Source organism: Paenibacillus sp. FSL R7-0302 (assembly GCF_038006885.1).
Taxonomy (GTDB): Bacteria; Bacillota; Bacilli; order Paenibacillales; family Paenibacillaceae; genus Paenibacillus_AQ.
In genome coordinates this window covers 4,121,834-4,143,220 of record NZ_JBBOWB010000001.1, presented here as the reverse complement: position 1 = coordinate 4,143,220, position 21,387 = coordinate 4,121,834, and the positions used below count along the sequence as shown (strand labels likewise).

10 protein-coding genes are annotated in these 21,387 nt (G+C 50.7%); 7 read left to right on the top strand and 3 right to left on the bottom strand.

Annotation, left to right across the window (positions count from 1 at the left end; translation table 11 throughout):
• Positions 1–211: 211 nt before the first annotated feature.
• Positions 212–1,411, top strand: coding sequence for a saccharopine dehydrogenase family protein (locus tag MKY96_RS18010; protein ID WP_036702452.1), 1,200 nt, complete (start codon positions 212–214; stop codon positions 1,409–1,411).
• A 26-nt stretch (positions 1,412–1,437) separates the two neighbouring features.
• Positions 1,438–2,574: a carboxynorspermidine decarboxylase gene (gene nspC / locus MKY96_RS18005; RefSeq protein WP_340944621.1), complete on the top strand. Its 1,137-nt coding sequence runs from the start codon at positions 1,438–1,440 to the stop codon at positions 2,572–2,574.
• 177 nt (positions 2,575–2,751) lie between these two features.
• Here nspC and MKY96_RS18000 read toward each other — a convergent pair whose 3' ends face one another.
• Positions 2,752–2,886: a hypothetical protein gene (locus MKY96_RS18000; protein ID WP_340942081.1), complete on the bottom strand. Its 135-nt coding sequence runs from the start codon at positions 2,884–2,886 to the stop codon at positions 2,752–2,754.
• 172 nt (positions 2,887–3,058) lie between these two features.
• A complete protein-coding gene (locus MKY96_RS17995; protein WP_340942079.1) occupies positions 3,059–4,591 on the bottom strand; it encodes a stalk domain-containing protein in 1,533 nt (510 codons plus the stop codon).
• 192 nt (positions 4,592–4,783) lie between these two features.
• Between MKY96_RS17995 and MKY96_RS17990 the strand changes: the two genes are divergently transcribed.
• Both MKY96_RS17990 and MKY96_RS17985 read left to right on the top strand, forming a co-directional pair.
• Positions 4,784–5,407: a deoxynucleoside kinase gene (locus MKY96_RS17990; protein WP_340942078.1), complete on the top strand. Its 624-nt coding sequence runs from the start codon at positions 4,784–4,786 to the stop codon at positions 5,405–5,407.
• On the top strand, positions 5,404–6,057 hold the full coding sequence (locus tag MKY96_RS17985; RefSeq protein WP_340942077.1) for a deoxynucleoside kinase: 654 nt from the start codon (positions 5,404–5,406) through the stop codon (positions 6,055–6,057). Before MKY96_RS17990 ends, MKY96_RS17985 begins: the two co-directional genes overlap by 4 nt.
• Before the next feature lie 93 nt (positions 6,058–6,150).
• Here the strand turns inward: MKY96_RS17985 and MKY96_RS17980 are convergent, their stop codons facing one another.
• Complete coding sequence (locus MKY96_RS17980) at positions 6,151–6,840, bottom strand: SDR family NAD(P)-dependent oxidoreductase (protein WP_340942075.1); 690 nt, start codon at positions 6,838–6,840, stop codon at positions 6,151–6,153.
• Positions 6,841–6,994: 154 nt separating this feature from the next.
• Here MKY96_RS17980 and MKY96_RS17975 point away from each other — a divergent pair, with 154 nt between their 5' ends.
• The 3 genes from MKY96_RS17975 (at position 6,995) to MKY96_RS17965 (ending at position 21,332) form a co-directional block, all read left to right on the top strand.
• The gene (locus MKY96_RS17975) at positions 6,995–7,582 is read left to right on the top strand and encodes a TetR/AcrR family transcriptional regulator (RefSeq protein ID WP_340942073.1); all 588 of its coding nucleotides are present in this window, start codon (positions 6,995–6,997) and stop codon (positions 7,580–7,582) included.
• A gap of 352 nt (positions 7,583–7,934) precedes the next feature.
• Positions 7,935–13,526, top strand: a complete 5,592-nt coding sequence (locus tag MKY96_RS17970; protein WP_340942072.1) for a hypothetical protein — start codon at positions 7,935–7,937, stop codon at positions 13,524–13,526.
• Positions 13,527–13,553: 27 nt separating this feature from the next.
• A complete protein-coding gene (locus tag MKY96_RS17965) occupies positions 13,554–21,332 on the top strand; it encodes an S-layer homology domain-containing protein (protein ID WP_340942071.1) in 7,779 nt (2,592 codons plus the stop codon).
• Positions 21,333–21,387 lie beyond the last annotated feature (55 nt).

Here is a 21,387-nt window from a genome sequence, read left to right as displayed (position 1 = left end):
GAAGGATTTCAGTGCAATGAAGTGAATTACAGAGTATTAATGTAGAAAACTGCAGATTTTACACGGAAGATCACAGTTTTTGTCGGATTTTATTGATTTATTAAGAAAGTTTCTGTATAATCAGCGTTGTTGATTTTTCATAGGATGTAGCCTGTTCCAGAGCAGCAAGGCTAATAACTAATAACTTAAGCATAATTAGGGGGTTATTATTTTGGGAAAAGCGTTAATTATTGGCGCTGGCGGTGTAGCGAGCGTTGTTGTTCATAAATGCTGCCAGAACCCGGATGTATTCGAAGAGATCTGCATTGCCAGCCGTACGGTGTCGAAGTGCGATGCGCTCAAAGAGAAGCTGGACGGGGGCCTGACTAAGATTTCTACGGCCAAGCTGGATGCTGACAACACGGAAGAAGTCATTGAGCTGATCAAGAGCTTCCAGCCGGATGTCGTGATTAATGTGGCTCTTCCTTACCAGGATCTGACGATCATGGATGCCTGCCTGGCTACCGGAGTGCACTATGTGGATACAGCGAACTATGAACCGCAGGATACGGCGAAGTTCGAATATTCCTGGCAATGGGCTTACAAGGAAAGATTCGAGAAGGCCGGAATTACGGCGCTGCTCGGCAGCGGCTTTGACCCTGGCGTAACCGGTGTGTTCACGGCTTATGCGCAGAAGCATTATTTTGACGAGATTCATACAATTGATATTGTAGATGCGAACGCGGGCGACCATGGTTATCCCTTCGCCACCAACTTCAATCCTGAGATTAATATCCGCGAGATTACTGCGAACGGACGTTACTTCGAGAATGGCGAGTGGATTGAGACAGCGCCGCTGTCTGAGAAGAAAGTATACGATCTCCCGGAGATCGGCCCGAAGGATATTTACCTTTTGTACCATGAAGAGTTAGAATCCCTGGCAGTTAACATTCCTGGCGTGAAGAAGATCCGCTTCTGGATGACCTTCTCGCAGAACTATCTGACTCACCTGAAGGTGCTTGAGAATGTCGGCATGACTTCTATTGAGCCAATTAATTACGAAGGTAAAGAGATTATTCCTTTGCAGTTCCTGAAGGCCATTCTGCCTGACCCGGCTTCCCTGGGACCAAGAACCAAAGGTAAAACCAATATCGGCTGTATCATTCAGGGCACCAAAGACGGCCAGCCCAAAACCTATTATGTCTACAATGTCTGCGATCACGAAGAGTGCTACAGAGAGGTTGGCTCTCAGGCCATTTCCTACACTACCGGCGTTCCTGCGATGATCGGGGCAATGATGATTATCAAAGGCATCTGGAACAAGCCGGGTGTACACAATATCGAAGAGTTCGACCCGGATCCGTTCATGGATGCTCTGAACAAACACGGCCTGCCTTGGCAAGAAGATTTCTCGCCGACGCTGCTGGATTAAGGCGCATGACCATGAAGAACAAGGACATCGATATTGATATCAGCAATCTTCCGTCCCCTGCGTATCTGGTGGATGAACGGCTGCTGACGAAGAACCTGGAGACCCTGAATTATGTGCAGGAGAAGAGCGGAGCCAAGATTCTGCTTGCGCAAAAAGGCTTCTCCATGCACGCCATGTACCCGCTGGTAGGCAAATATCTGCATGGCGTAACCTCCAGCTCCCTGTTCGAAGCCCGGCTGGGCTTCGAGGAGATGGGTAAAGAGGTCCATGTCTATGCTCCGGCTTATGTGGACCGCGAGTTCGATGAGCTGCTTCGCTACAGCGATCATATGGTGTTCAACTCGTTCGACCAGTGGAACCGGTTCAAGCAGCGCGTGCAGAACGCGCCCAAGCAGATCAGCTGCGGGATTCGTGTCAATCCGGAGTATTCCGAGATTGAAGTGCCGCTCTATGATCCTTGCTACAACTTCTCCCGTATGGGCGTAACCCTGCCGAACTTCCGGCCGGACGAGCTGGACGGCATTGACGGCCTGCATTTCCATACGATGTGCGAACAGAACTCGGACACGCTGGAGCGTACGCTCAAGGTGGTCGAAGAGAAGTTCGGGCAGTATCTGCACGGTATGAAGTGGCTGAATTTCGGCGGCGGGCATCATATTACCCGTCCTGACTATGATCTGGATACCTTGATTAAATGCATTCTGCATATGAAGCAGACGTACAATGTGGAGATCTACCTGGAGCCGGGCGAAGCGATTGCCCTGAACACTGGTTATCTGGTTGCAACGGTCCTCGACACTATGCATAACGGCATGGATATCGCGATTCTCGATACTTCGGCGGAATGCCATATGCCGGATGTGCTGGCCATGCCTTACCGTCCGGGCATTATCGGTGCCGGAGAGCCCGGCGAATTCGCCCACACCTACCGGCTTGGCGGCATGACCTGCCTGGCAGGGGATGTGATCGGGGATTATTCCTTCCCGGAGCCGCTCAAGTACGGCGACAAGCTGATCTTCACCGACATGGCGCATTATTCCATGGTGAAGAACCACATGTTCAACGGCGTGAACCTGCCGGCCATCGCTTCTTATAATGAAGCAGAAGGTCTGAAGGTGATCCGCGAGTTCGAATACAGTGACTTCAGCGGCCGGTTGTCTTAACGAATAGCTGCGAATGAATATATAGATGCATAATAGAAGCGCCCCTTCAGCTTTGGCTGTTGGGGCGCTTTTTGGGTGCGCGGATGGGCAGGGGGAGCTTGCTTGATCGGCAGCCTGCGATATTGCCAATTTGCTATTTTTCTGATGAATCTCCGCTATATTGCCGCTAATCAGTAATTAGTCCTGCTCACCGTTCACCGTTACTGTCCCGGTGCCGCGCTGCTTTCCCTGCCGCTGGAAATGCTGCAATAAATGCAACAATGCCGCCGCTGATCCACCGGTCTGCGCGAAATCCTGCACAAAATTCAACAATATGCTGATCTCATCCGCTAATCCACCGGAAATGCTGCAAAAACTACAACAATGCCTAGATTAGTCCCCTAACCAGCCAATAATCCTGCATTTAGTGCAACAATGGAGGTCGAAGAGAACGCTATATCATGGGAGATAGCCCGTTTTGCTCTTTTATGGGAGGAAGACCTTCTTACTTCATACTAATCGCAATTCTGCTCTCCTGCGGCAGCCAGTCAACCTTCGCCCCAAGCTGTTCGCTGATGAAGCGCAGCGGCAGGTAGACGGTGCCATTCACTACAAACGGCGGCGTTGCCAGAGTGACGCTTTTATTATTTACGGTGGTGGCTCCGTTCACGGTCTTGATGACGATGGTTAGCGGAGTTTTGTCGGCAGCGGTACCGGTAATCGTTACTACTTTGTCCATGGAATAACCGATAGTAGCTCCCATCTTGGTGAACAGCGAACGCAGCGGAATGAAGTTCTGTCCGTTACGGGTGATGACACCGTTGGTGAAGGCGATGGATTCGCTATTCAGGGTAACAGAGATCGGCTTCTGCATTGGGACCGGCTGCTTATAGCTGAATTCATAAGTACCGTACCCGAGCTCAGCATTCTTGTTCACGCCCCAGCCCCAGAGAGTGCCGTCATTCTTCTGCATAATGACATGTCTTCCGCCGCCTTTTATCGACTGGATATCGGAAGCAAGCAAGGTGAACTTTGCATTCGGCGACATAAGCTCTGCTGCAATCGAAGCTGCATAGACCTTGCCGTCTGAGGTCAGGGCGACAATAGATTGTTCAACGATGTATGCATCGGTCACCTTGCTGATTCCTGAGAAGACAACCGGAACGGGTTCATCCTGATATGTGGTTCCATCCGAATATCCGGTGACCGTGGAGCCCCAGAACCATAGACGGGATTGCTTGTCAATCGCGAGCCGGCTGCGCCCGTTGTTGTACAGGGCCCGAATATCTTTTAAGCCGGAGAATGGAGTTGCAGTTAACTGGGCCGGGTCACTATAGGTTTCCGGTAAATAACTATCCTGGTCCGGCCAGGTCCAGACGCTGCCATCCTTGCTGAGTGCATAATTCTGTTCGAGCTGGACAATATCCTTCAGATTGGCGACGGGTGTAAAAGTGGCAAGTTCGTCAATGCTGGTCCAGACCGTCCCGTCTGTCTTCAGGAACAGATAGCGCTGCCAGTCGCTATCCTTATTGTTAAGCTTATTGCTCTCGTAATATTGAGAGATAGCTGCAACGTGATCCAGGCCCGGAACAGGCGCAAACGGTGGGGTCGTATTATCGTCAGTTGACGTAACTGAAGTATATACCGTAACCTCTCCGGTGACTGCTAAATGACGCGGGTATCTGCTTTGGAAATTGCTCATTTCCTTCAATTCCGGCACAGGCGTAACTTCGATGGCCATAGTCTGGGAGTTGCTAGTCCATTTCCAGACCGAGCCATCCTTGGTGGTTACCAGTGCACCATTCCATAGCGGGAAAGAAGCCTGCACATCACTTAGTCCGTGTACCTGCGTAGGTACGGACTTCGTCTCACCCCAGACCCACAGGGAACCGTCATCCTTGATCAGATAATCGGGTCCGTAGGAAGCGATGCCGGAGCCACCGCCACTAGCTGCTGCTGTTGCAGCCTCGGGAGTCCCAACAGTCAGACACGCCGTCAAACCCATCACCATGCTCATAAACAAATTTCTTTTTTTCATCAAGATATCCTCTACTCTCTTTAGGAAATTACTGAATTAGGTAAATAAAAGAATATATTACCTTGAATATAGACGCTGCTTGTCCCTGAAAAGTTTCTTTGAAAATTAACCGTTCTTGGCGGCGCTCCTGTGGTACAATAATTTAGTCTGTTTTTTTGGAATTGTCCGTACTTGAGGAGGAAATTAGCGTTAATGAAACATGCACCTTTTATAGCCGTGGAAGGCCCGATTGGAGCCGGTAAAACCACCCTCGCCACGATGCTCGCCACCGAACTACAGCTTCCGGTCATCAAAGAAATTGTTGACGAAAATCCGTTTCTGGACAAGTTCTATCAGAATATGGACGATTGGAGCTTCCAGCTGGAGATGTTCTTTCTCTGCAACCGGTTCAAGCAGCTTGAAGACACGACGATCCAGTACATAGATCAAGGGAAGCCGGTCATTTCGGATTATCATATCTATAAGAATCTGATCTTCGGGGAACGGACGCTGAAGGGATCGAAACGGGACAAATACCGGGAGATCTATCATATCCTGACCGATGATTTCCCCAAGCCGAACATTATTCTGTATATCCGCGCGGATCTGGATACGCTGCTGGCCCGGATTGCCAAGCGCGCGCGTACGTTCGAAGAGATCATTGCCCCTGCCTACCTCCAGCAGTTAATTGAGGATTACGACGATGCAATGGCATCACTGGCCCTCCGCGAACCGTCCACCGTAATCGTCACGATCGACGGAAACCAGGTGGATTTCGTGGAGAACCCGGAAGACTTCACCGCCATCGCGGAACAAGTAAAGGAGCTTATGAAATGAACAGTTACAATATCCCGAACAATGCCATTATCACTGTGGCCGGAACCGTAGGCGTTGGCAAATCGACGCTGACCGCAGCACTGGCGGAACGCCTGGGCTTCCAGACCTCACTGGAGCAGGTTGACCATAACCCTTACTTGGAGAAGTTCTACCATGACTTCGAGCGGTGGAGCTTCCACCTGCAGATCTATTTCCTGGCGGAGCGCTTCAAGGAGCAGAAGAAGATGTTCGAGCTGGGCGGCGGTTTCGTGCAGGACCGTTCGATTTATGAAGACACCGGGATTTTCGCAAAAATGCACGCTGATCAAGGCACCATGTCCCCGACGGATTATGCTACTTATACCAGCCTCTATGAAGCCATGGTGATGACGCCATACTTCCCGCACCCGGATGTGCTGATCTATATTGAAGGCAGCCTGCCTTCGATCCTGAACCGGATCAATGAGCGCGGGCGCGAGATGGAGATCCAGACTGACGTCTCCTACTGGGAACATATGCACGGCCGGTATTCCCAGTGGATCAACGAATTCAGCGCCTGCCCGGTGCTGCGCCTGAACATTGACGAGTATGATGTGAAGGACCCGGCTTCCATGTCGGAGATTTTGACCCGGGTCAGCGCGGTAATTAACCGGACTGCGGTGGGGAAATAAATAGTTAGAGTGAAAAAGCAGCACCAGGGGTTGATCCTGGAGCTGCTTTTTTGATCCACCTTCCTGCAATGAGGCCAAATCCATCACAGAATGTTAAAATACAATGGTTTCGGGGGTTACACCCTTGGGATATTCTTCCTCCCATACGGTTTTGTCCATATAGGCTTGATACCACATGTCGCCAATCACATCCGGATCATTGATTGCGCCAGTACCCGACTCCTTAATCAACAAGCCTAAAGAACGGTGACCAACAAAAATGCCTTGAGCAGCCAATGAAGTATGAAGATTAGCTACATAATTGCGCAGTCCTGAAAGAGCAATACCGATATTCCCCATCATTGGGACGGGGTACATGGCAGATAATCCTGTGGTAAAGAGTAGAGAACCCTCTTTCTTAGCGAGCATATCAGGGAGAACAGCATTGACAACTTGGATGGCACTGACCACATAGGCCTCAAAGGAGTCCCTTACATTCTCTACTGTTAACTCCAATACAGAGGTAGGAGGATAGTTGCCTGCTGTAGGACTGAATTCCAGCACATCAATCTGGCCATACTGTTCTTTAATATTGGTGATCGCCTGTTCAATCTGTTCTTTACTGAAAATATCCGCTATGAAATAAGAGGCTTCAATACCCTCCGCTTTCAATTCATCCACCATTTCTTGCAGCTTTGCGGCGTTTCTTGCGACTAATGCCACTTGGAAGTCATTTTTTCCAAAGCTTTTCGCAATAGACATTCCTAATCCCTTACCTGCACCAATGATCGCTAGTGTTTTCATATCTGATTCTCCTTTTATGAATACGTGAGTGTAATTGACAACTATAATAGTAAAATATACAATTATAATGCTCAATGGTTGATATAATGCGACATGACATTTAAACATCATTTTATATAAATTTGACTATTATTTATGAAGGAGTGGCTTATTGTTGGGTAAGGATAAGGTGGATCTGCGTATTCTTAAAACGCGAAAAGCGATTAAGGAAGCCTTCTTGAGACTAATGCAAACCAAAGGCTACGAACGAATTACTGTACAAGACATTGCCGACGAAGCGATGATAAACCGAAACACATTTTATTTACACTATGTAGATAAACCTGAGTTCATGGACAAGTTATTTCAGGAGAGCGTACAGAATTTGAATGCTTGCTTGAGCCTGGAGGTGAGCTCGATCCATGAGATGGACAAGGATATGTTCGGTGCGATGATAAAAACGATTTTCGACAATATTGATGCAAACATGATATTCTTTAAAACCATGCTGACTCAAAACATCCAACCCAACTTCTCCATATATTTAAAAGATGCTTTTAAAACGTTCATCTTCGCCGGAATCGGCGATTATCACCACGATGAAAAGATGAAAATTGGTCTCGAGTACATGATATCGGGATTGGTAGGTGTGATTTGTCTATGGATTGTTGAACGAGAGAATTATAAAATGGATGGCTTTATCGAGCATCTGAGTGAAATTCATTATCACAACATGGTTGACTTGTTGAAGAATACTAGGTAGCAAAACAACACCAATAAACCGCAACTGAGCCGTTCTCAGTGCGGTTTATTTTGCTTTTCAGACATTTTCTCTTAAAAATTCAGGACTTTTTTCGTTTTCCGAGTATATTAACCCTATTTTGGGGCGTTTGACGCAGCTTTTGTCGAGATTTGTTAAGAGTTTGTTTAGAGCCGCCTGATAGAATAAACGCAGATATGAAAAAATAGGTAGTTTATAACTAGTATTTTTTGTCCACGGGAGGGCAGGGCGAAAGGAGAATGCGGAAGCATAGGGAGCGAATCCAGATTACAGCGAAGCTTGCTGCACGCCGGACAGGAAATGATGAACGAATAAGGGGGAGCACCAATTGTTAATGAGCAGGAGATTGAAAAGATATACCTCACTAAGCTTGATTCTTAGTATGTTGCTATCGTTAATACCCAGTTCCTTTAGTGGCCTGGCAGAGGCTGCGGGTGATGATTATGAGGTTACGTTTCCAAACGGACAACATGTCGGAAATCTAAGCTACCCTGCGGACAATACGTTTCTTAACTTTTATACCAAGGTGCAAGGCTTTAAGCAGACAGAGGAAGATAAAGATGCCAAGTACGACTGGGCTAAGGGAGATATCTTTGCCGGTGTCGATGATAATGAAGCAACGGTTCAATTCCAGGTGAATGTAGCCGACAATCCGCTTCTAAAGAATATGGCGGAGAGTGGACATGCGGAGATGCTTACAGGGTTTGCCGTGTTGCGTCGTCACTCCGGGTTCTTATGGACCCGTCATTCGTCCATTACCGTAAACATTGACGGGAAAAATATTATCAATGAACGAACCGGCAGCAGCCAGCGGTACAACAAGTCGGCCAAGGCCATCATCAAACCTAATTCCGTTATTACCATTAGGGTCTGGGGCGAAGGCGATGACGACGGTGAAGCAGCCGGTGTACGCGGATTCTACCTCAAGTTCCAGGATCTCAAGCGTCCGGTCATCGATAACTATACCTTCACCGGCAATGGTGCAGAGCGGCTCAACGAGAAGATTAATCAGAAAGAGCTGTATGTCAAAAGAGACGAGAATATCACGCTCAGCTACAACTTCAGCGAGCCGGTCAGACCGACTTCGGTAGTCAAAGACAGCTCTGACTATTTCCTGCGGCACAAGCTGTTCGTTAACGATCCGGGCACCGGACTTCCGGCAGCCGGAGAACAGCAGTATCTGCAGAATATAAGCTTTACCAAGGATACTTTAGGTTCCTACCAAAAGAAAATTGCCTACAGATACACAGGAGTTCCTTTCCATAACAGCGGCAATCTGCCACTGAAACCTCTAATTACCGGGGGAACCACCGGCGGGGCGCAGATGGATCTGTCGCTGGATAATAAATTGAAAGAAGCCGTGCTTAGTGATGCGGCAGGCAATAAAGCGGTTGTCAATCTCAATACTGTACCGAGCAGCGGCAGCAATGCCTGGCTGGACCGGAAAAGCGGGAACCCGTTTGACTTCGACCGGGGCGGCTTCCGCGTCATTGTCGATGCTGTGCGTCCGAAGTATTCCAAGACCGCGAACGGCATTCAGCCGGAGATTCTGACGGGAGTTACGCTCAATAAGGGAGATGTCATTGACTTCACCCTGCAGATGACGGAAGAGGCGATTGCCAAAACCGGCTGGGACGAGAAGAAAACCTTCATCCTCTTCAATAACGGAATGAAAGCCTATTATGTTGCAGGCCGGAATACACCGAATTGGAGCTTCCGCATGACCGTGCCTGATGGCAAAACGGTGGAAACCCCGCTGCTCAAGGCTATAGCCATATCTAATGATGCCAAGGGCGGCAGCGAGCCGATCCAGATGGATACCGATGTTATTCAGGATTACGCAGGGAACCTGTTGATTCAGCCTGCGAACTTCGATGGAATCCATGAAGAGAAGATTCCTAATATTGAGGGCGGTGACTTCTCTCTCGCCAACTCCAAAATCGACTGGGCAAACCTGTTCATCGACAATACGGAGCCGGTGATCGGGTACCGGTTCGAGACAGGTGGAGCAACGGATACAACCTATGCCAAAAAAGGTAAGGTGACAATCGACGCCAACGATCCTTCCATTAAAGTACCGCACCTTGATCCTACTGTCCCTGACCGTGGTACGGAACGGCCGAGCCGTGGAATCTACCGTCCTTCCAACATGAGTGCGGAAGCCTCTCCTTCGGTGGGTCTGGTGTATTACTGGTGGAGCCAGGATAAGGCTGATCCGTTCGCCGGTGTAGCCGGAGATCATTATGCAGCGCTTAAGCGTTATGCACTCTCTGCCAAGCAGCCGTCAGATGAGCTGTATCCGGGAGAATTCGAGAATATTGAGCTGTCTGTAGTGAATAACAAGACGAACCTGCTTGCTCCTCCGGCGGAAGCCTTCGAGGAAGGGAACAGCGGGGAGTGGTATCTGCATACCTGGACTGCCGATATGTCCTGGGATTCTGCCAGAGAATTGATGCAGTATGAGAAGAAAAAAGTTTATGTGGATACTCATGAGGAACAGTATAAAGCTTGGAAAGCAGAAGCACCGGGCGAAGAGGCTGATAAGATTTTCTATGCCGACAATCAGGCTCTGGCCGCCGTTGGACAATACGGCGATATGAGTGTCTGGCCGCTTGAAGATTTCAAGAAGGACGATTCTAACTGGAAGCATGAAGTAGGCGTTCTTAAGCTGGACAACCAGGGACCTGCCATTACGCTGGCCGCCGAGGATAACGCTACGGTACAGGCTTTGGTGAAGGACCCGCATAGCGGAGTCAGCAGCGTGCAGTATCAATGGGTTAAAGACGGGGATTCCCCGGACAGCGGGAAGTGGGCAGATACGCCATACACCGGTTCGACCGTAACCCGGTCTACCTATGAGGATATTGATGAGGACGGCTCGTACTGGCTCTATCTGAAGGCACTGGATAAAGCGGGCAATGAGACGATCAAGACACCGCAGGAAAGAGCGGTAGTTGTAAGCTCAGAGGCGGCTATTCCGACAGAGTTCACACCGGAAGCCAATCCTAACTATGTGAAAAGTCATGATGTTACATTCCGGATCAGCGGTGTGCATCCCGATTATGTGGGCTATGCCATCAGCGAAAGCTCTCTTCGTCCAGGGGATGGTGACTTCAGCGGACTGGAGGTTTCCGAGTCATCAGGCATATCTCCACTGGCTGATAAAAGTCTAATTGAAGACGGTTCGGAACCGGGTGCATCTGGTGCCCCTACAGAGCCAAGTCCTCCGGTTGAGCCAGAAGTTACAGCAAGCATCGGGCCGGTGGCCCTTATGAAGTTCTTGTCCTCCGGGCCGTCAGCGCCTTCGCTGACCCCGCTTCCAGCAGATGAGACACCGGCACCAGATAACAGTGCTGAGCCGGTAACGGCTCCTGCTGCTTCGGCCGAAGCAACTGAACCGGCAGTGACACCTGCGGTTTCGCCAGAAGCAACTGAACCGTCGGCGACACCAGAAGCCAGTCCCGATGCCAAGCTGGCAGCCAAGGGTCTTGGCGCTTCCGTAAGTGAAGCTACTTACAGCTATGTCATTCCTGCTGAAAAATTAAAATTAAACGGAACGCAATACATTCATCTTATGGTGAAGCACAGCGACAAAACGTACTACTACTCGAAGGCTTATTATTTTGATAATGAAGCACCGGTAATATATTTCAGCCCTGATAGTGTTGCTTACCCGCTGCCGCTGCAGAAGACGAAGATTAGCGTATCAGAGTTCTACAGCAAAACAGGACTGGTCAGCAAGTATCAATGGGTCAAACAAGAAGCAGGCGCAGAAGTACCTACAGAGTCGTCGACAAAATGGGCAGATGTCCCGGCAGGCGGCTCAGTCTCCATCGATGACCAATCACTGAAATCGGGAGAAATCTCTGAGTTCCGCTTATATGTACTCGCGGTTGATGGAGCTGGCAACAGCACGATCAAGGCAAGTGCAGGAACCTTCAAGGTCTCGGCAACGACCAAGCCGGATGCGCCGGTGTCGGATGCCAAGTCTTCTCTGATCTATCTGTCCGGTGATACAGCGGACGGCTACACAGCCATTATGAAGCTGAGTCTCGAAACGGAAGACAAGACCGGTTACGAATATTCAGTCTCACCGGATAACGGGGTGAGCTGGCTGAACTGGAAGCCTTATACGAACTTCGTAGCCGTGAAGGTTCCGACGAGTAAGGCTGAGGAGCTTCAGGTGTGGGTCAAGTACAGAACGCCGGGCGGTCTGATCAGCAAGCCGGCCCAGCTTGAAATCAAGCTTCCTCTTACTACCGTACAGCCGGTCTATGCGCTTGCTTCACTCAGCGTGAACAGCCCGGTTAATGCCAAGGTTGGTGCGGATATTGAGATTACGCTCCCGCCGGGTATCCGTGTAACGCCTTCGAAGATTAACCCTTCGGTGCCTGTGCGGACCGGCAATTCATTCAAGATCTACGAGAATGGTTACTACAGCTTCGATCTGACTGATCTCAGTGATCCGGACCGGACAGATACTCTGTATCTGGTCGTGAAGAATATTGACGGTACTGCTCCTGAAGGAACCGTTGAATATTCATACATGGAGAGTACGAACGGTAATGTGGTTGCCCTTCTACAGAGCACCTCTGAGCCGGTGACGGTTGTGAACAATGGCGGCAAGACAGCCTACACCTTCACGGAGAACGGCAAGTTCGAATTCGAAATTAAGGATGCTGCCGGAAATGTCAATAAGGTTGAAGCAACGGTTGCGAACATTAACAAGGAAGTGCCTAGGGTGAAAGTTGTCCGTTCCTACCAATATGGCGAGAATGGAAGCCAGACCTTCGGCACCCTGAAGGATAATAGCGGCAATGTGCTGTTTTCCACAGGTGTAACACTTAACGTAGAGAAGGCAGATGCATCGGCTAAGGCATTCAATGTCATCAGTGCCGATAAGAGCATTACACTCATGGAGAATGGAACGGCTTCATTTACTGTGGTGGATGTGTACGGCAATACGACAGTTATCAAAGAGAAAGTAACCAATATTCTCTCTGCGCCGCCGGTACCGGACAAAGTGGCCTATACCTTTGTAGATGCCGAAGGCAAAGCGGTTCCGGCCGATCAGATTGTTACCATCGGCGGACAGAAATATGCCAAGGGCAAAGTGAAGGTCACGCTTAGTGGCACAGTAGCTGCCCCTAACCAAATGTTCTCAGGCGTAAGACCTATTTCAGATGGAGCCGCGTATACGAACCAGATCAGTAAAGCGGATGGAACGTACAGCTACTCGCGTGCTTTTGAGAGCAGCGGATCAGCGGTTATTGCGATCTCGGATCTGCTGGGCAATGTGAACAAGGTTCCGGTGACCATAGCCGGACTTGATAACACAGCGCCTGAGCTGACACTGAACAAGGAAACCGTAGGAATTGTTCAGAACAAGAAAGACTTTAGCTTCCGTACGGATCTCGGCGGGTTCACCGTATCTGATAATGTATCGGCTGAGGCTAACGTGAAAGTATCGGTCAGCGGGCTGGATCTGAGCAAGCTTGGACGCCAGCGCGTAGCGTACACTGCAGTTGATCAGGTAGGCAATAAGTCGGTGGTCTATCAGGATGTGGTGGTCGTGAAGGACGGCGGATTGCTGGTCTTCGGTAACGATACCTTAATCTCGGCTTCATCCGGCGAATCCGCATTGTTCAATACCAACACCATTACCTTCAAGGTATCCGGCTTCAACCTGATGAAGGTAGGCGGAGTAGACAAGGTCAATCAGGCAGGAACGTTCGATATTCTGTATTACCCTGGTCTGTACCGCGAAGGACAGCTGAAGCTGGTGAAACAGAAGCTGACCTATGCTGAGCTGGTGAGCAGCAATTTCAAGGTCACCTTCCCGAAAACAGGCTGGTACACCATTGTGGTGAGAACCCAGGAGCGGGACCGCGAATTTGCTACCTTCTTTGTCGGCAATCTGAAATAGTTGAAACAAGAACAGGGGGAATACTTGGTGAAGTTGTTGAAACGCACAGTAGCGGTAATGCTCACCTTAATCATGGTATTTCTGTCCACCTCCGAGAGCTTCCATGCTCTCGTCGAGGCGGCCAGCAGTACCAAGACAACCATGATCCAGAATGACTTTATTAAGGTCACCGTGGATAACGAGACGGGCCGCTACGGCATTCGCACTGTAGAGGGTCAACCGATCCGCAAGAAAGATAATAATGTTAACCTGCTGTTCCAGGGTGATGACCCGGAGACGTCGTTCACGACGTTCCGGATCGATGGAACGGATTATATTTACGGCAATAAATACAAGTTCGACAGCAGCCATTATTCTGAGACTACTGCACCTAAAGTGGTGGAAAATTCAAATGGCACCAAGCAGCTGGAGATGATCTGGAAGATTAAGGGCGTAGAGATCAAGCAGATTCTGATGCTCTACACCGACAGCAAGGATGCTGTGAATTCCGGTAACGTCAACATCCGCTATGAAGTGAACAACAAGAGCGGGGCGCAGGTGCAGATCGGCAGCCGGATTCTGCTGGATACGATGGTCGGCGGTAATGACGGACCACAGTTCCAGATTGGCACAGCCTACAAGTCACCGCTGCAGGTAGAGCGGAAGCTGGTGCATAATCCGGAGGACGATAAGGGGATTCCCTTCGAAGATAGAGCTTACTTCAAGATTCCTGCTTATTGGGTGATGCGCGACAAGCTGGATCTGACGAATCCTCAGGCAACCAATGTGGTGGCCTACGGTTTCAATAACTTTGCCGAACAGAATATTAATATTGTGGATGAAATGATCGTCGGGCACTGGAACGGCCTGGCGAATACGAAGTGGGATTATAAAATTAATCCGAATCTGGACTTCACCAGAGATACCAATGATTTCGGTACGGCGGATTCCGCCGTTGCCTTCTACTGGAACCCGGAGAAGCTGGCACCGGGAGGCTTCCAGAGCTTCGAGACCGTATATGGCCTGGGTGAACTGACAGCCCCGGATAAAGTGTTCTCGATCCGTTATGTAGATCAGGTTCAGCAGCTGGCGACAGCTTCGCTGGGAACGGGGGAGACCGTTCCGTCGAAGTATGTGGATAATGGTGTCTTCACGATTACAGCTGAAGTAGAAAACTTGCAGGCCTACAATATGGAGCACTCCAAGATTGAAGTGGAGATGACGCTGGAGAGTGGTCTCAGCTTCGTCAGGCAGGATGAGTTGGGCCAGGATGTTAAGGATGCCAATGGCAATCCGGTCCTGGAGAATTCCCGCAGCAAAATGCTGGAGTTCAAAAAGTCAGCCACACCCGACGAAGCAGCCATGGGCATTGAGCCGAAGTACAAGCCGGGTGACGCAATTACCGCGACCTTCCGCGTTCAGGCCAAAGGCAGACCTTGGCCGGTTACACGGGAGTATATGATTTCCGCGAGAAGCCCGGAAACACAAGGCAAAATCGAAGGCGTCAAGGATGAGGGCATCAAAGCCCAGTATGAATCGACCCGTACCAACTTCATTCTCCTGCCCCCGGTAGGAGAAGCAACAGCTACGTATTCCTATGCACTCGCTCCGGCAGAGCTGTATAGCACAGATGTGAAATATCTGACGGTCAATCTGTCGAATATTGAAGCTTACAATACGGGCAATGCAACGACCGCTCCGAACTTTGACCTGTACCTCAAGAATAAAGCAGACGGTAACCGGTATAAAGTCAATGTCCAGGATGCAGTGGTGATGCAGCCGACGGATGACGGATTCTCCGGCGCCATGCGGATTACGTACCGCGGTGGTGACCAGGTGGATTCAGGCGGCAATGTGCTGGAAGCCGGGCTTGGACCGGAATTGCCGCTTGGTGAATATCAGGTGGAGATTGATTACAAAGGCGACGCCGGAGGGGACGAGGAAGTAGCGGCTCTATATGATATGACGACTCCGCAATCTTTCCTGGTCACCGATAATAACGACACACGAATCCGTGAGGCCGGAGTGATGGCGGTCTATAAGGAAGCTGTAGATATCAGCGGCCTTGCGAACGGTGCTTCGGTAAAGGATGAGCTGGTGGATCAGCTGAACTCTCTGTTCCCGGGCAAGCCTTTCAAGGACGGTTCGTTCCTGTACAAGGCTGTTACCGAATATAAGAAAACCAAAGCCTTATTCGGCGCAGCGAGCAAAGCGGTTGATCCGAAATTCGATATCAGCGAATTCATGGATGATGAAGCGCTGAAAGAGACTCCAATGTATGCTTACAAGCTGTTTGCAACGGAAGAGGACTTTGAGGAATTCAAGGAAGAAGCGGAAGCCAAGGACCCGGAATTCGACCGTGAGATTCTGGTTACCGTCCGCGGCATGATCAAGCAGGTGGGTACAGGTGATGAAGAGCAGGTCATCGTGGATACCAAGACAGAACCGGCCATTATTAATGATGCCGTAGCTTATAAAGGTAAGGACCTGTCTTTTGTACGCGGCAAGCTGGATATCTTCGGCAACACCCTGCCTGGCGATCTGCCCTTCCTGGATACCCTGTTTGTCAAGGGTGAAGGAACGCTGAGCGTAGCGAGCAGTGGGTTCGTCTTCCATAAGGGCGAATGGACGCTCGACTTCTTCAACGGCTTCAACAAGTCGCTTGGAGAAGAGGACTTCGATCCGACGAAGGAAAAAGAGGAAGAGGATAAGGACAAGGATGACGATAAGAAGGACGAGAAAGGCAATGACGGCAATCCGGAAGACGACAGTCAGAACGGCAGCCTGAAATGGGCCATCGGCGGTGTGGGTGACAGATTGAATCCGCTGCGCCAGATTATGATTGAGGATGTGTACTTCAACAAGCAGTCTTTGTTCGGGGCACCAAGCTTCTCGATCGACGGCTTTGGCTTCTCCTTCAATGACTTCATTCTTAGAGAGAATGGGATTTCCTTCGGAGGCTCGCTGTCCCTGAAGATCATTAACTCCGAGATCAAGAATGTCATCTTCAACAGTGCCGGCTTCTATGGCGTCGATGCCTCACTGGGCTTCGATCTCAATCAGGAGATGGGCTTGTTCGGACCGGATAAGAAGAAAGATGCGAATAAGAAAAAAGGTCCGGATGCTCCTAGCGGCAAGGTTACGATCAAGCACGCTGTGCAAGGCAAGGGGATCGGTAATGAATACGGCCTGGAGTTCGCCGCACAGCTGAAGAATATGATGGGTGTGGAGATTGAATTCTCACTCAAAAAAGTAAAAGACGGCCGGATTCTTCCGGATGTCATTGCCTTCGGGGCAGAGCTTCCGCAGCCGGGTATCCTGGTGACGGGTGCAACGTACCTGACAGCAATACGGGGTGCAGTGCGTGAACTGGCGGATACGATTGCCGGAGGTACGGCACAAGATCCATTCCCTTTAACCATTCAAGCAGGCGTAGGCATGCGGTTCGGGATTGCTCCGGCGTATTTCTTCGGCGATGTGGACCTGACGGTGAAGCGTACCGGCCTTAAGGTGGAAGGTAGGCTGGATTTCGCAGCCAAAGCCGATGCGGAGAAAGATGACCGGCTTCCAATGCTGACCAAAGCGCTGCTCGAAGCGCAGTGGGTAACCCCATGGTTCGTGCGCGTGGAAGCAGAGATGGATATCGGCGGATGGGATATCATCATCGGGAAGGCTGGTATCTTCGTCGGACAGAATCTGGAGAAGAACCGTACGGATTTTGAAGGCTATATCAGCTCCAAGGTGCAGATTCCGAACGATGTACCGGTTGTCGGCGGCATGCCGCTGTCCAGTATGTTCCTTGGGGTCAACAATGACAAGGTCTGGGGTAGCATTGGCATTCTGCTCATCTCCTTAGGCATTACCTACTACTGGAGTGGAGGCATTGAATTCGGTACTTCTACAGATCAGCTGCCGGAAGGTATGATCCATCTGGTGGTGGATGATCCTGAGCTTGGACCGCGTCTGATGGTGATTGGGGCAGGCGTGCAGACGCTGGCCACATCCAAGGTGGCTTCCGAGGAAGAGAATCAGGAGATTATCTACCGTGAGGTAGAAGAAGGCGTTAAATATGTCGAGAACGGCTCGATCAATGTCGGCGTAGGCGGCATTACGGTCAAGAACGGCGGCAGAATCCATGAGATTCCGATGGACGGCGTAGCCGGCAATGCCATCATTGAGATGGAGTACAGCAGCAAGGAAATGCCGGAATTCAAGCTGCAGGATGCATCAGGCAAATTGTATCCGGTGAAATTCGATAACACGAACACTGATCCTACAGCAAATGCTTTTACACAATATATTCCTGCAAGCTATAAAACAGATAATGGGTCCAAGCTCAGCAGCGAAGTGGACATTCGCAGAGCATATATCATAATTCCTGAGAATGAAGCCACAAAGGGCGGCACTTGGAAGCTGACAGCCGTCTCGGCTGTGGATACCAAGCTGCTCAACGTTCCTACCCTGCCTACTCTGGGTGAAGTCAACCTGGCGAAGGACAGCTCGAATGCGAATAAGTTCACAGCCTCCTGGAAAGTCGCCAACGCAGCCGAAGGCGATACAGTCAACCTGTATCTGGCAGAGGATGCCGTGACGAACCGCAAGGAAATGCTGAATGGTCAAGAGATTCTGCAGACGGGTGATCCGGGTATGCTGATCGCCAAGGATGTACCGGTCGCAGCAGGCGGCTCGGTCAGCGGCGGAATCACGAGCGGCAGCAAAGTGATAGATGTCACCAATGTAACCTTGATGGGGAACCCGGAAGATATCCGCGGGCTGCTCAGACAGGGCAACTATTACCTGCGGGCCGAGCTGAAATCCAGCTCGAACTTCGGGACGAAGACATCGCCGCAGCGCTTTGAGATCATTGATCCGCTGGCACCACAGAGTGTCAGTGATGTCATTGTTGAGCCTGCCGGCAACGGATTGTTCTCACTCTCCTTCAAGCCGGGAGCGAAGAAACCGGGACACAGCGGCTACGAGCACAGCTATGTGGTCGATGCGAAGCTGGATGATGGAAGCAAACTGGGTGAATATGCTCCGTTTGGAGAGCTTTTGTATACCGAACAGGAGCTTAAGCCTTACTGGAATGCCTCCACAGGCAAATACGAAGGTCTGTTGATTGGCGGCTGGAAGGCTGTATCTACAACAGATGAAGTCTATAAGGGCAGCCTTGAAGGCTCAGTGATTGATCTGAGCAAGGTGAAATATGTCGGCCTGGAAGTGAAGAAGAATTACGTCATCGGCGTCACTTCCGCAACGGTTCCAACCGAGGATGCCGACAAGCATCAGAACTATCATTATGCCGAGCGGCGGGACAGCAGCAGCACCTTGCTGCCAACTCCGAATCTGCCGGATCTGAAGGTATTGAGTTCATCGGGGACAGTAGATGCCTCCTCCGGGAACTACGTGAACCTGTTAACGAATGAAACGAAGCAGAAGCTGACGCTCTCTTCCAAACAGTCCAATGTGACGGTGGAAGCATTCTATGCTGACAAATCTATCGCTACATTGGCCTTGACGGACAAGGCTGGCGGCGGAAGCGAAGGCATACTGAATCTCGACCAGTTCCAGACGGACGGGCCGTATGCAATTGAACTCAGGGCCAGAAATACGGTGACCAAGGATATCTCAGTGACTATGCTGTATCTGACTGTAGATACAATCGCACCGGTCCTGTATCTGACGGAGCCGGTAACGGGCGAACGTACTGCACAGGGTGCCGTTCGTGTAGCCGGAACGACAACTACAGGAACGAAGCTGAGTGCAGTTTATACCGTGAGCCAGTTGCAGTCTGACGGCAAATACAAAGACAAGGTCATCTCCAAGGAGCTTACGGTGGATCCGAAGACGGGAGATTTCAATGGAATGGTGGAAGTGAATTCTGAGGAGCCTTCAGTGGCGCTAAGCATTGTCGCAACTGACGGTGCTACTAATCAGAACACAGCCATTGTGGATATTACGAATGCCGGATTCAAAGTACCGGTTGCCCTGGTTCTCAAGGGGGCGGAGACGCTGACGCCGGGTGCGGCAGGCCAAATCCAGGCTTATCTCAAGGTTTCGGATGGCAAGGACGGGAACGGCAAGCCGAAATTCAAGGAAGAGCCGGTTACCGGTAAAAATCTGGCTAATCTGACTTATGAAGTGGCCGTAGGCGATTCGGTATCCCTGTCGGCACAAGGCAATGTTACTGCACTAGCTACAGGCTCCAGTCTGATTGAAGCCGAGTACAAGGTGTCCGAAGGTGTAACGCTTAAGGGCATGCTTGCAGCAACCGTAGCTGTTCCGGATACGAAAGAATTGGGTACTGTGCAAGCTGTATCTTCTCCAATTGGCGGAGACAGCAACCGTACGAAGATTACGGTGACTTCCGCCGGAGATATGACTGGACAGCAGATCGCTTACAAGGTCTTCTCGTCCAATCCGGCAGAACTGAAAAGGGATGACAATGTAAGCTCATGGAGTCTGCTTCCGCTCGATGGTATCGTGTCCGCTCATCCGGGCGCCACTGTTGTGCTGGCCAAGCGTACCTCCTTGGACAAGCTGGTTAGGGCTTCCGGCAGTGTAGCTGCATCGGTCTGGACCAGCAGCGGTTCAGGCGGAGGCGGCGGTGCTGGCGGTGGTGGCGGAGGCGGTGGTGCCGTACCGGGAGTTGTTGAAGAACAAGCACCGGAACAGGCAGCCCGGATTACCGTCAACGGCCAGGCCGTGACAGCAGAGTGGGATGGACTTACAGCTATCGTCCGGATTACGGATAAAGAAGCTGTAGCAGGCAGTGACCTCACGGTAAGCTCCGCCGATCCGAATGCCAAAGCATTCAGTATCCGTGTAGACCAGAGTGTGGTTCAGCAGCAGCTGAGCGCGAAGAAGAATATTGTGATTGAAGTTCCAATGGGACAACTGGTGATTGCTCCTGAGAATCTTGCAGGTGTAACTGCCGGACTTACTATCGGTATTGGTGCCAACAGTGCTGCCGATCAGCAGGCTATGAAGGCTATCGCCGATCAGCAAGGCTTCACCCTGATGGGGGCTGGCCAAGGTGTAACGGTGAACGTTAACCTGCCGAAGGGCAGCTGGACGCCGGCGCTTGCAGCCAAGATTGCCATTCCTGCGCCGCTTGCGGCCAAGGAAATTACAGCCATGGTGCTTAAGGATAAAGACGGCAACTGGACAACGGTACCGTGGAAGCTGGACAGCAGCGGCACGGCAGTGAATGTACAGCTGACCGGCGAAGGCAGCCTCTTCTTCATCCGCAACCTGAAGACCTTCAAGGATATGCCTTCAGGCTGGGGCAAGGAAGGCATCGTAGCGGCATCTGCCAAGCTGTTCGTGCTAGGGAAATCTGCGGAACTGTTCGATCCGTCAGGTAAAGTGACCCGGGCAGAATATCCAACCATTCTGTTGCGTGTTGCAGGTCTGATGAACAAGCAGGCAGCTTCGGCAGGCTTCAGTGATGTCAGCGCCAGCAGCTGGTATAACCGCAGCGTCTCCATTGCTGCAGAGCTGGGTATTGTCACTGGTCTTGAAGGCGGCAAGTATGCGCCTAAGGATACGCTGACAAGAGTTGAAGCGATGACGATGCTCGGAAGATTGCTGAATCAGGTGAATCCGGGCAGTGAACTTAGCGAGGACGAAGTCACTTCGATCCTCAGCGGTTTCACTGACAAGGGCAAGGTTCCGGCATGGGCAAGACAAGCAGTGGCAATGAGCATCAAGAACGGCATTATCCTCGGGGAAGGCAACAAGGTGAATCCGTCCAGTCCGCTTACGCGTGAGCAGGCGGCAGCCATTGCCATCCGCCTGGATCAGTTCATTACAGCCAAGCAATAACTAGGATGTGCCCGTTCGCTCGCAAGCGGGCGGGCACACTCTGCTGGGAAATCCC